This is a genomic window from Aneurinibacillus sp. Ricciae_BoGa-3 (genome assembly GCF_028421645.1).
Lineage (GTDB): Bacteria > Bacillota > Bacilli > Aneurinibacillales > Aneurinibacillaceae > Aneurinibacillus_B.
Genome location: NZ_CP116887.1, coordinates 3,539,524 through 3,552,177, shown reverse-complemented (window position 1 = coordinate 3,552,177; position 12,654 = coordinate 3,539,524). Strand labels below are relative to the sequence as shown.

Sequence of the window (12,654 nt, the reverse complement as noted above, 5' to 3'; positions counted from 1 at the left end):
TGCCAACCCAATTCTGGCGAATACCAATTCATAATTTTAAATAATGAACCCTACTTCCGTGTGATGAGTAGGGTTTTTTTCTTGTAATAGTTAGTGCGATAATTAGATAATTAAAAATGACTCACGAACGAAATACCTTTAAAAAAATTATCCATTGATCATCCACAACCAATGGGTATGAATAGCTAAGATACTATGCATTTTTTTGATTGCATCTTGCGTTTAATTTGAATCATGAAAATTTATATGAAGAAGCATTCGTAAAAATCATTGAAATGATGAGTTTTAATTATTTAATTATCAGGTTAAGATGAATTATGGTTTTATTATATACATAATAATCAAAATATTTTAATCGAAGTGTCGTATTTATTATTGATACGTACGCCGAAAGCAAAATGCAGCCTGAAGACAACGAATTATGATTGGTAGAAATGAGTTAATAGAAAGTATAAGGAGGATGCGGTTGTAATGAAGAAAGTTAAGATAGCTATACAGGGTATGAACCATGGATATAAGTTTGCAATGGATGCTTTAAACCTACCAGGGGTAGAACTGGTGGCTGTTGCTGGTAATAACGAATTATCGATACAAAGAGCGAAGGCCCTAAATGTACCTTTATATGCAGATTACAAGGATTTGATTAATGAATGTAATCTGGATGGCGTAATTGTGACCCTGCCTAATCGTTTGCATCGGGAAGCAACGGAGATATGCGCCAATAAGGGGATACATGTTCTGGTAGAGAAACCAATTGCTGATACCATTGAAGATGGAGAAGCAATGATTGAAGAATGTGCGCAAAATAATGTAAAGTTAATGGTTGGGCACCATCGGCGTTTTTCTAGTAGAATCAAAAAGTTAAAAGAAGTTCTTTCCTTCAGGCGTAATTGGTGATCTCGTAGGCGTTAACATGATGTGGGTTCTTGCCAAAAAACGACCATACTTCGAAGAAAACTGGAGAGTTTCCCCCGGAGGTGGCCCTCTTCTTATTATGGGATTCACGATATCGACAACCTGAGATACGTAACAGACATAAACATAGACAGTGTTTATATGACGAAAATTGCTACTACTTCTTTGGTACAAAAGGAAGCATAGCTTTCCCGAGCTTTAATGTATACACCTATGAGGAAGATCAGTACGGTTGGGAACATAAATTAGCAGTCGAACAAATTGATGTAGAGGAAAACGATCCAATGAATGCGGAGTTGTTACATTTTGTTGATGTATTGAGGGGCCAAATGGAACCGCTTGTATCAGGGATCGACTCTCTTGAAACCTTTAAGGTGGTAAACGCGATTAAAAAGTCTGCTGAAACCGGGCAGAAAGTTTATATTAATCAGCGCATAAATGCATTAACTTCGCCAGCTTCGGGGAGCGTAAAATGAGAAAGACAGAACCGGGAATGACTCCTTTTTGGGATTATATTGGAATGAAGGAAACAAAGATAGAGGAAGCACATGCCGAATTACGACTTGATATCACGCCGGAATTGCATCAAAGAAGAGGGTCTGTTCATGGAGGGGTACTGGCGACACTCATCGATGGAGCGGTCGGTTCTGCTGTACGCTCTGTGCTTTCAGAAGAGGAAATTTCCCCAACAGTAGAGTTGAAAATTAACTATATCCGCCCTGCGCATGGAGAATACCTGGTTGCCAAGTCCAAACTCTATCATCGCGGTAAATCACTGGCGTTCGGGCAGGCCGAAATCTTTGATTCCAATGGAGACCTGGTGGCAGTAGGCACCGGTACCTTTATGATCTTGAATACAAAATAAACGAGTATACCGAACATGAAAAGTTCATTTGCAAACGAAAACAGTGATCCTAGTTAAAACTGGGATCACTGTTTTCGTTTTACCTGGCAGCAGTACACGGCTATCCCGTTTAAGTTGACTGATTATATGTCATTCGATGTTTCTAATAGGCATTACTAAAAATCATGGAAATGATGATTTTTAGTAATTTTATTAATAGATAAAAAGAAATTATAATTCAGAAAAGGGTACAAATTAAAAAATAGATAAGCCATCAATGCCTATCAAATAAGTATTTAAAATGTTTTACCATTTCGTTCGAAAAGAATGTAATCCCTTTCATCCTGAGCATTAATGAAGGAATTCACTTGTATAGCATTACCGCTTGATTGGAGGAATCAGAAGATGACCAGACAATTTTCGCTAGCCCACCTTACCGTGCTAGGGTGTCCACCACCGGAAATGACTTACATCGCCGCGCGCGCTGGCTATGATTTTGTCAGCTTTCGCCCGATCTACATGGGCCTGCCAGGTGAGCCCAACTATGGATTGGCTGAAAATAAAGAGATGCTGCGGCAAACAAAAACGGCGCTTGCCGAGACCGGCGTCCAGCTGCTCGACATCGAGCTGGCACGCATCTATGACGGCGTCGATCCGAAACGTTATTTGCCCGCTATGGAAGCCGCTGCGGAACTTGGCGGACGCCATGTCTTGAGCAGCATCTGGACGGATGATCGCCATTTTGCTATCGAACGCTTTGCTGAACTTTGCGATCTGGCGAGACCGTTCGGACTGACGATCGAATTGGAATTCGTTCCCATTGCCAGCGTCTACAACCTTGCAGGTGCACTTGACGTTCTTCGCACCGTAAATCGGGAAAATGCCGGCCTGATGATCGATGTTCATCATTTCCATCGATCAAGAGACAGGGTTGAGGATTTAGACGCGGTACCCCGCGAATGGTTTCGTTTCCTCCATCTGTGCAATGCGCCGGCGGAGATTCCAGGATGGAAGCAAGAGATGACCCGCATCCTTCGTGAGGAGCGTTTGTATTTAAATGAGGATGGTATTGATGTTGCAAGTATCGTGAACCGGATTCCCGAAATCCCTTGTTCGATTGAGCTGCCAAACGTTAAGCGTGCCCAGGAATTAGGTTATGAAGAATTTGCGCGGCGCTGTTTGCATTCGGCAAAGGACTATCTCGCCGCTCACCCCCGCATGCAAAATATCTCTGGTTTCTAGGATGTTGAATACAACGTTTTTGGGTGGCAACGTTTTTTATTGACATAGAACAACAGGCAAGCTCAGCTGTTTAACGTTTAGGAGGAGATTATATGAAAAAGATTCTTATGCTCCATGGAATCAACCACAATATGTTTGGAATGAGGGACCCTGTACAATATGGAACGATCACTCTTGAACAGATTAACGAGCAACTGGGTGATCTTGCACAAGAGTTGGGAGTGGAGGTAGAGACCTTTCACACCAATCATGAGGGTGAAATGTGTGAGAGGATTCATCAGGCATTTCTCGAGAAAAAGGATGCCGTTATCATCAATGCCGGGGCATGGACGCATTACAGTTACGGCATTCGGGATGCCCTTGCCATTCTCACGGTTCCGATTGTTGAGATTCATATGTCCAATGTTCACGCCAGGGAAGAGTTTAGGCATCATTCTGTGTTCGCTGAAATTGTAAAGGGCCAAATCTGCGGATTTGGGGTTGATAGCTATCTCCTTGGCCTGAGAGGAGCCCTAGCGGCGGCACGATGAACGTGTATGGATTGTAAAAAAGGCAAATCATAATGGTCTATTCTGTAGAAGGTAGAACCCCATTATTTTTATCTGTTTTTTCAAGCGATCAATGATTTTAGGAGGGTAAGCATGGCAGGAAGAAGCGCTTTGGAAGCGTATTCTAATGGAGCTGTTTGGTGGGATACGTCTATCAGCAATATTAAGAAAAATGAAATTATAATTCGAGGTTATCCAATTGAAGAGTTAATTGGAAACTTCTCGTACAGTCAAATGCTTTATTTTCTTCTATGTGGAGACATTCTTAGTGAGAAGAAGGCCCGGTTGCTTGAAAGCGTTCTTGTGGCAGGCGCGGACCACGGACCGCGGGCCCCATCCATTGCGGCGGCCAGAATGGCAGCCACATGTGGCATTTCCTTTAATTCCTGTGTAGCTACTGGCATCAATCTATTAGGCGATATCCATGGAGGCGCCGCTGAAAAAGCGATGAAACTATTTTATGCAACGAACCAACTTGTGGGCACCGCAAGCACCGTAGCGCTTGTAGCGAGGGAACAATTTGAGCGGTTACAAAAGGACAAAGAAAAATTGCCGGGAATTGGCCACCAGCTGCACGATGATGATCCGCGTGTAACAAGGCTCTATCATCTGGCGCATTCGTTAGTAGAAGAAGGTGAAATCTCAGGCACGTACTTGAGAATCGCGGAAGAGTATAGAGCTATTCTGGAAGAAAAGAAAAAGAAGAAAATGACGATGAATGTAGATGGGGTATCCGCCGCTATTCAGTGCGAGTTAGCGATTCCAGCAGAAGCGGCAAAAGGAATATTCGCCCTGTCACGGGGGATGGGAATTGTTGCACACGCTTTTGAAGAGCTGAAGAACGGCGTATTAATTAAAGGGCCTTGTCCGAACCGGGATGATCTGGTTCAGTATTCCGGCCCTTCTATCAGGCACTTAGAAAAAGAGGGTGAAAAAGTATGAGTATCAAACAGGTGGAGCAGATCACGAAACAGGCGCAATCTTATATTAACGGAAACTGGATTGGCTCGGATAGAGAAACGCTTCAAATAAAAAGCCCCTATTCAGGCGAAGTCATTGGAGAGCAATTTTTAGCCACTAAAGAGGACGTTGAGGATGCACTAGCTTGCGCGCATGCTGCTAAAAAGGAAATGGCAAATATTCCATCGAATAAGCGGGCAAAAATCCTAAAAACGGCTGCCGCATTACTAGAAGAGGAGAAAGAGAAGTTTGCTGCGCTCATTTCTCTTGAGCTAGGCAAACCATTAAAGAATACGCTTGATGAAGTATCACGTTCCATTGAAACGCTAGAGCAATCTGCCGAAGAGGCCAAAAGATTGTTTGGTGAAACATTGCAGGGAGATGCATCCGAAAGAGGAACGAGGGCCATTGCTGCCACATTTCGTGTTCCAGTTGGCGTCGTGGGCGCCATTACCCCCTTTAATGCGCCACTCAACCTTGTTTGCCATAAGGTCGGCCCGGCATTTGCCGCTGGAAACAGCCTGGTATTAAAACCTGCCCCGCAAACAGCTCTAATCGCTACTGAACTTTTGAAACTGTTGCTAAGAGCAGGATTTCCTCATCATGCGATCAACATGGTTCTCGGCGGAGTAGAAATTGGACAGCAAATTGTGAAAGACGATCGCGTAAATGTCATTTCTTTTACGGGCGGAGTTACCGCCGGACGAAATATATGTGAACTGGCCGGTATGAAAAAAGTGCTCCTGGAGCTCGGCGGAAATGCATCAACCATTATCCATGAAGATGCGGATTTGGATCGTGCTGCAGCCATGTGTGCAAGAACAGGCTTTAGCAATTCGGGGCAAAGCTGCATTTCTGTTCAACGAATTTACGTACATCAATCTGTCGTACCGGCATTTACCGACCTTCTAAAAAGAGAAGTAGCAAAATTGAAAATTGGGGATCCTCTTCTTCCAGATACCGATGTTGGTTGTTTGGTAGGGACAAATGCAGCGGAGCGTGTCATGGAATGGATTGAAGAATCGATTCATTTAGGTGCAGAACTGGTGTATGGCGGCCATAGAAGCGGAGCGACAGTAGTGCCCACTGTCCTATTAAATCCACCGAAACATAGTAAAGTTGTTTGCCAGGAAGTTTTTGGTCCGGTTGTAAGCATCATTCGTTACGAAACCATTGAGGAAGCAATTCAGGAGACCAATGATTCCTGCTTTGGCCTTCAAGCCGGCCTGTTTACGAACCGAATGGATCTTGCTTATAAGGTTGCCCATGCCCTGGAAGTAGGAGGCGTAGTACTTAATGGCACGTCTAATTTTAGACTGGATCATTGGCCATATGGTGGAGTGAAGAACAGCGGGATTGGACGGGAAGGTCCTCGTTATGCTCTAGAAGATATGACGGAAACAAAAATGATCGTGTTTCAACTTCCTAATTGATTGGTTTTCTTCAACTATTAATTTTAAATGAGGAGGCTTAAAAATGAAAGACCTAATATCTCATCAACTGGTAAAGTATCTCGAAAACAGAGGGGTCGAACATATCTTTGGCCTTTGCGGACATACCAACATCGCTGTATTGTCAGCGCTCGATAACAGCCCCATTAAATTCATCAATGTGCGGCATGAACAAATTGCTGCCCATGCTGCTGATGGATACGCCCGTGCCAAGAAGCAGACTGCGGTGGTGTTGAGTCACCTGGGGCCTGGACTAACAAACGCAGCTACAGGCGTAGCTAACGCAGCGCTTGATTCAATTCCCATGGTGGTCATTGCTGGTGACATCCCGAGTCACTATTACGGAAAGCATCCACATCAGGAAATCAATTTGCACGCCGATGCGTCCCAATATGAAATTTATCGCCCATTCGTGAAGCGTGCGTGGCGCGTTGATCGTGCGGATTTATTTCCTGAAATTATTGAGAAGGCGTTCCAGTTAGCGGAAAGCGGAAGGCCGGGGCCAGTGCTTGTGTCTGTACCCATGGATATTTTCTCGAAAGAAGTAGATGTGGCTCTCTTTGAAAAACTGGATAATCATACGAAAACGTTACACAAACCGTCGATTGACGATGAAACGGCAACAAGAATTGTTGAAACGCTTATCAACGCTAAGAATCCTCTTCTTTATGTGGGTGGCGGGATTATGCTCGCTAACGCTTCCGAAGAATTAAGGGAATTTGTAGACCATTTAAGTATTCCTGTAGCCTATTCACTGATGGGCAAAGGGGCTGTGTCAGATGATCATCCCTTCACGCTGGGAATGACAGGATTCTGGGGCACGCAATTTATCAATGATAAATGCAAGCAGGCTGACTATATCTTCGCGTTAGGCACTCGCTTTGCCGAAGCCGATTCGAGTTCTTGGGAGCCGGAATACACCTTTAATTTCCCGCCGACCAAATTAATTCATATTGACATTGATCCGAACGAAATCGGAAGAAATTATCCAGTTGAAATCGGTGCAGTTGCGGATTTGAAGCAGGCATTGACCGTTTTGAACCGCGTAGCGAAGAAAATTCTGCCCAACGGATTGCAGAATGAGGCGCTCAAACAGGAAATTGCTGCTTACCGTGAACAATTCAGGAACAGCAACAAACAAAATATTTCAAGCAATTCGTACCCCATGCAACCGGAGCGCATCCTGGAAGAGGTACGGGAAGTACTGCCGAAAGATGCTTTTATTACAACCGACGTAGGCTGGAACAAGAATGGGGTTGGGCAGCAGTTCCCCGTATATGAAGCAGGTACGATATTAACGCCTGGAGGCTTTTGTACGATGGGATTTGGTGCTCCGGCCGCTTTAGGAGCTAAACTGGCACAACCGGATCGGGTGGTTGTTTCCCTGGTTGGGGATGGTGGTTTCGGCCAGAATCCTTCGGTGCTGGCTACAGCTGTTGAAGAAAACATCCCGGTCGTCTGGGTCATTATGAACAATGGTGCGTTCGGTACCATTGCCGGTCTGCAAAAAGCCCACTATGACACCACATATGGCACGGTATTTAAGAAAGATGGCGAGGTCTATTCTCCGGATTTCGCGGCCATTGCCCACGGGTATGGCGTAGCAGGCATTAAGATTGGGTCCGCAGCGGAATTTAAGCCTGCGCTTAAACGGGCAATTGAATCCAATAAGCCGGTTGTCATTGATGTCGCTATGCTAAACAATCCAGTTCCGACGACCGGACATTGGAATATTCTTGACATTTATTCACCTAATGAAAACAAATCTCATGTAAGTGTCTAAGTAAAGCGAGGTAGAAACCATAATGAAACACTTGCCATTGGAAGGGATAAAAATACTGGATGTTTCCACCATGATTGCTGCTCCTTTTGGGGCCGTATTACTTGGGGATTTCGGAGCGGAGATCATCAAAATTGAGATGCCGGGAAAGGGTGATACCCTGCGCACCGTGGGACCTTTTCGGGATGGTGAACCGCTTCGCTGGCCCGGATTATCTCGAAATAAAAAATCCGTGACACTCGATCTGCATACACCTGAAGGCGTACAAATTTTCAAGAAGCTCGCTTCGCAAGTTGATGTGGTCATTGAAAATTTTAGGCCTGGTACGTTAGAAAAATGGGGTGCCGGTTATGAGGAGCTGAAAAAGGCTAACCCAAATCTCGTTATGGTTCGTGTGTCTGGCTACGGCCAGACCGGTCCCTACCGGGAAAAAGCGGGCTTTGGAACGCCGGCAACGGCATTTAGCGGTTTTACTTATCTTCAAGGATTTACAGATAGGCATCCTGTTAGTCCTTCTTTTTCGCTGACTGATTATATCACGGGAATTTACGTAGCGTTCGCTGCCGTAACCGCGATCTACTACCGGGATACCCATCGGGATGGCTGTGGACAGATGGTCGACATCGGGTTATATGAAACCGTATTTAGAATGATGGAGTTTCTGGTCGCCGAATACGATCAACTTGGTAAAGTGAGGGAAAGGGCGCCTGGTTTAAACGGACATTCCAGTCCATCAGGCACGTTCTTAACGAGAGACAATCATTGGATTGTATTGGTCACAAGCACGGATTCTACCTTTAATCGACTAGCTAAGGCGATGAATCGTGAAGATATGATATCAGATGAGAAGTTTTATACCAATTCAAAACGCCTGGAAAACAATGAGGAGACAAATAAAATTGTTGCGGATTGGATACGGACAAAAGATAGAGAGGAGTTATTTGAAACACTAGACGAACATGGCGTTCCTGTGAGCCCAATCTTAAGTATAAAAGATATTTTTGAACATCCTCAATACAAAGCAAGAGAAAATATTGTGAGTGTCAGCCATCCAAGATTGGGAGAGATCAAAGTGCCAGGCATCGTTCCTAAATTTGAAAAAACACCAGGGAGCATCCGCAGCATTGCTCCTGAGCTGGGAGAACATAATCATGAAGTTCTTCAAGAGATGGTAGGATTGACTGAAGCAGAAATAAATGAACTAGAAAAAAAGAATATTATATAGAAGAGTTACTTTTTTTCTTCTTGCAGGCGGAGCTTTATCATGTTATTTTTCTGCTTTATAATGGTTTTTAGATCAGAACGAATGGCAGGAGGAGCCTCGATGGACTTGTATCAGCTTTTATACTTTCAAACATTGGCCAAGTATCAAAATTTTACGAGGGCTGCGGATGAACTTGCGCTTACCCAACCTGCACTGAGTCGTTCTATTGCCAGGCTTGAGGAAGAATTGGGCGTTCCGTTGTTTGAAAGGAAAATTCGGGGCGTTATTGTAAATCAATACGGAAAGTCATTCTTAAAGCATGTAAATCAAATCCTGCAGGAAATCAATATTGCAAAAGAAGAAATTAAAGATATGGTTGATCCTTTCCATGGAACTGTCTCTCTCGCATTTATCCACACGCTGGGATCACGATTTGTGCCCAATTTGCTTGGTTTGTTCAGAGAACAGTTCCCTGATATAAAGTTTCAATTAACACAGGATACAACACAAAAAATTTTGAATCATTTGGAGTCTGCAGAAGTAGATCTGGCGTTTTGTTCCCCGAATGAACTAGCTGACCATATCAACACGGTACCTATCGTTAATGAGGAATTATTTCTAATCGTTCCCAAGAACCATAGTCTGGCGCACAGAGAACACGTTTGTTTGAAAGAAGTAGCCAATGAACCCTTTGTTACTTATAAACATGAAAGTGGGATACGGGATGTTATTGAGAGGCTTTGCCAAAGTGCGGGATTCCAACCTTCCATTTCTTTTGAAGGTGTTGAAGATGCAACGATAGCCGGCCTCGTTGCGTCAAATTTTGGAGTAGCTCTTATCCCCCTCGTTGCTGGTCTTGATATGACAAAACTTTCGGTCCTCCGTGTAAGTGAGCCCGTATGCAGAAGAATGATTTATATGGCATGGCGGAACAATGGCTATATGTCCCCCACTGTAAGGCAATTTAAAACATTTGTAGAGGAAAGGAGTGGTCTGGCTGAATTCACGCCCTTCCATTACAACAAGTGATGGTTTTCATGATTTATAGTTATTTTTATAAGAGTCTATCACAAGTTATAATAATAGAAAGAATAATTAAATATTTTTGAATATTAGGAGTTGGTTACTTGTTTGGGGACTAAAAGCAGACGCAAAAGGGACGGAAATTGGCTTGGTACGTATCAATTTAACATCAAATTGGAAGCGCTAACTTTGTGGACCAATAGCATAACTTACAGAAAGTTATCAAATTTGTACAAAATAAGGTTTATAGTATAGGATATCAACATACAGCTTGCCAGTTAACTAACCAAAAAAGGGGATGGTGAAAGTTTATGAAAAAACACCGTTGGTCGATAGCTTTCTTAATTGCGATTGGTGTTATCGTGAACTATTTTGATCGAACAAATATGTCGATCGCAATGCCGCTGTTAAAAAAAGAATTTAATTTGACCCCAGGCCAGATGGGAATCTTTTTATCTGCGTTTGCCTGGTCTTACGCCTTTCTTCAAATTCCTGTAGGTCCTTTATTAGATAAAATAGGGGTGAAATGGGTAACGAGGATAGGTACGATGATCTGGACGGCAGCCTGTCTGTTAACAGCGGTGGCTAATGGATGGGGATTAATTATTTTATCCAGGGTGTTGTTAGGCGTTGGTGAAGCTCCTTTTTTCCCGGCGGCAGCCAAAGCTACTAGCCATTGGTTTCCTGCAAGCGAACGAGGGAAGGCTATCGCTTCCTATGATGCGCAGTCTAAGCTTTCTAATGCGATTGGTGCTCCGCTGATTGCCTTGATCGTGACGGAATGGGGATGGCGCGGCGGCTTTTATGCAACCGCGATTCTGAGTCTTATCTACGCTCTTGTGTTTTGGGTCTGGTACCGTGAGCCGCATGAAGACGAACGGTTAACAAAAGATGAGTATAACTACATCACCGAAGGCGGTTCACAAAGTGCAGAAGCACCAACGGGTACGGTTATGGGCAATATCCGATACCTATTGACCAAACGGAAAGTTTGGGCGGTGTTTATTGGATTTGCAGCCTATGGATATTCGTGGTTTTTATTCCTCACCTGGCTTCCTGGATACCTGGCAACTGAAATGGGCATGTCCATATTGAAATCTGGCTGGTACTCGGCGATACCATGGGTAGTAGGCACAATCTCAGAAATTGTTATCGGTGGCTGGCTGGTGGATCGTCTCGTAAATAAAGGCCACGATTCAACACGTGTGCGCAAAACTACGCTAATTATTAGCATGCTTTTTGGTTTATCTATCATTGGTGCCGCATTTACGCACAATGCAAACTTCGCTGTCTTTTGGATTTCATTGGCGCTTGGCGGACTTGTCGTAACCTCTGCAGTTGCCTATAGTATCCCAACCTTTATTGCACCAAAGGGAACAGTAGGAACGTTGACAGGCATTTTAACGTTCGGCAATAACTCGATGGCCATTGTAGCCCCAATCGTCACAGGGTACATTGTTCAGGCAACCGGATCCTTTATGTATGCATTCTTAGTGGCAGCTGCTCTTCTTGTGCTGGGCATTATAAGCTATGCATTCCTGCTGACGGATTTGGAACAAATTGAACCTCCCGTCCAGGAAGGGCCTGAATACGTCGCAAATAAAGTTATGATAAAATAAATGAACTGAAGATGGAAAACGTAACAAACTCAACAAAGAGACGGGTGGAAAGAAGATGCTAGAATTATATTTAACGAAACCAGGAGATTTACAATTGCGGGAGGGTGGTTCTGTTCCTTCACCATCGAATGAGGAAGTAAAAATTAAAGTTACATATGGGGGGATTTGCGGATCGGATCTTGGAGTCTTTAAAGGGAGTTTAAAGCATGCTTCATACCCGCTTCGTCCGGGTCATGAATTAGTAGGAACTATAATAGAGGCCGGCCAAGATGTGAAGTATAAAGTAGGTATGAGGGTTGTTATTTTCCCTAATTCCTTCTGTGGTGAGTGTGAGTTTTGTCTTAAAGGGAAAACCAACATATGCCGTCACAAGAAATCAATTGGTGTTAATACCAATGGTGGGTTCTCGGAAGAGCTCGTTATTTCGGCAAAATATGTTTTGCCGATTCCAGATGATATGGCTGATGAAAGAGCTGTTTTAATTGAACCTTTTGCCGTTGTTGTTCATGCGCTTAACAAGGTGAACCTGGCGCCCGGCATGACCGTTGCCATCATCGGGTGTGGAAATGAAGGGATGTTAGCAGCTGCACTAGCCAATCATTTAGGAGCTCGCGTAACGGCCATCGATATAAACCCGGTAAAATTGCAGAGAGTGACAACTCTAGGTGACATAAAAGCGGTTCATCCTGCAGAAATCACAGATGACACGTTCGATGTCGTTATTGAAGCCGCAGGCGCTAAAAATGCAGTTGAACAGGCTGTTGAACTCGTGCGTCCTGGTGGAGACATTGTTTTGATTGGGCTTGCGCAGCAAGCTGACCTCCCAATTGTACAGATTGTCAGAAATGAAATCACTTTACATGGAAGTATTATTTATACGTTCCCGCATGATTTTCAGCAAAGCATAGAATACCTGAAGAAAAAGGAATTTAATGTGTCACCTGTCATTTCAAAGATTGTGCCATTTAGAGAGTATAAAATGGCCTATGAAACAGCCATCTCCGGCGATTATGGAAAGGTCGTCCTTAATTTCAAAGTCAATGAGTAAGTATACAAGTACCAGCATGT

At 43.8% G+C, this 12,654-nt stretch carries 12 protein-coding genes; all 12 read left to right on the top strand.

Annotation, left to right across the window (positions count from 1 at the left end; all coding sequences use genetic code 11):
* The first annotated feature begins 471 nt into the window (after window positions 1-471).
* The 12 genes from PP175_RS17895 (at window position 472) to PP175_RS17840 (ending at window position 12,634) form a co-directional block, all read left to right on the top strand.
* Window positions 472-897, top strand: a complete 426-nt coding sequence (locus PP175_RS17895; protein ID WP_272439664.1) for a Gfo/Idh/MocA family protein — start codon at window positions 472-474, stop codon at window positions 895-897.
* A 29-nt stretch (window positions 898-926) separates the two neighbouring features.
* Window positions 927-1,391: a hypothetical protein gene (locus tag PP175_RS17890; RefSeq protein WP_272439663.1), complete on the top strand. Its 465-nt coding sequence runs from the start codon at window positions 927-929 to the stop codon at window positions 1,389-1,391.
* A complete protein-coding gene (locus PP175_RS17885) occupies window positions 1,388-1,780 on the top strand; it encodes a PaaI family thioesterase (RefSeq protein ID WP_272439662.1) in 393 nt (130 codons plus the stop codon). Before PP175_RS17890 ends, PP175_RS17885 begins: the two co-directional genes overlap by 4 nt.
* A gap of 384 nt (window positions 1,781-2,164) precedes the next feature.
* Entirely contained in the window at window positions 2,165-3,001 is an 837-nt protein-coding gene (locus PP175_RS17880) for a sugar phosphate isomerase/epimerase family protein (protein ID WP_272439661.1), read from the top strand.
* A 92-nt stretch (window positions 3,002-3,093) separates the two neighbouring features.
* Window positions 3,094-3,531 (top strand): type II 3-dehydroquinate dehydratase, encoded by a 438-nt coding sequence (gene aroQ, locus PP175_RS17875; RefSeq protein WP_272439660.1) that lies wholly within the window; start codon window positions 3,094-3,096, stop codon window positions 3,529-3,531.
* A 111-nt stretch (window positions 3,532-3,642) separates the two neighbouring features.
* The gene (locus tag PP175_RS17870) at window positions 3,643-4,491 is read left to right on the top strand and encodes a citryl-CoA lyase (RefSeq protein WP_272439659.1); all 849 of its coding nucleotides are present in this window, start codon (window positions 3,643-3,645) and stop codon (window positions 4,489-4,491) included.
* Complete coding sequence (locus PP175_RS17865) at window positions 4,488-5,942, top strand: aldehyde dehydrogenase family protein (RefSeq protein ID WP_272439658.1); 1,455 nt, start codon at window positions 4,488-4,490, stop codon at window positions 5,940-5,942. The genes PP175_RS17870 and PP175_RS17865 overlap by 4 nt, the downstream gene beginning before the upstream one ends.
* 43 nt (window positions 5,943-5,985) lie before the next feature.
* Window positions 5,986-7,743, top strand: a complete 1,758-nt coding sequence (locus tag PP175_RS17860; protein WP_272439657.1) for a thiamine pyrophosphate-binding protein — start codon at window positions 5,986-5,988, stop codon at window positions 7,741-7,743.
* Between the two features lie 22 nt (window positions 7,744-7,765).
* On the top strand, window positions 7,766-8,965 hold the full coding sequence (locus PP175_RS17855) for a CaiB/BaiF CoA transferase family protein (protein WP_272439656.1): 1,200 nt from the start codon (window positions 7,766-7,768) through the stop codon (window positions 8,963-8,965).
* Window positions 8,966-9,064: 99 nt separating this feature from the next.
* Window positions 9,065-9,973 carry a LysR family transcriptional regulator gene (locus PP175_RS17850; protein WP_272439655.1) on the top strand — a complete coding sequence of 303 codons (909 nt, stop codon included), beginning with the start codon at window positions 9,065-9,067 and terminating at the stop codon, window positions 9,971-9,973.
* A 305-nt stretch (window positions 9,974-10,278) separates the two neighbouring features.
* Window positions 10,279-11,586, top strand: a complete 1,308-nt coding sequence (locus PP175_RS17845) for an MFS transporter (RefSeq protein WP_272439654.1) — start codon at window positions 10,279-10,281, stop codon at window positions 11,584-11,586.
* Window positions 11,587-11,641: 55 nt separating this feature from the next.
* A complete protein-coding gene (locus tag PP175_RS17840) occupies window positions 11,642-12,634 on the top strand; it encodes a zinc-dependent alcohol dehydrogenase (RefSeq protein ID WP_272439653.1) in 993 nt (330 codons plus the stop codon).
* Window positions 12,635-12,654 lie beyond the last annotated feature (20 nt).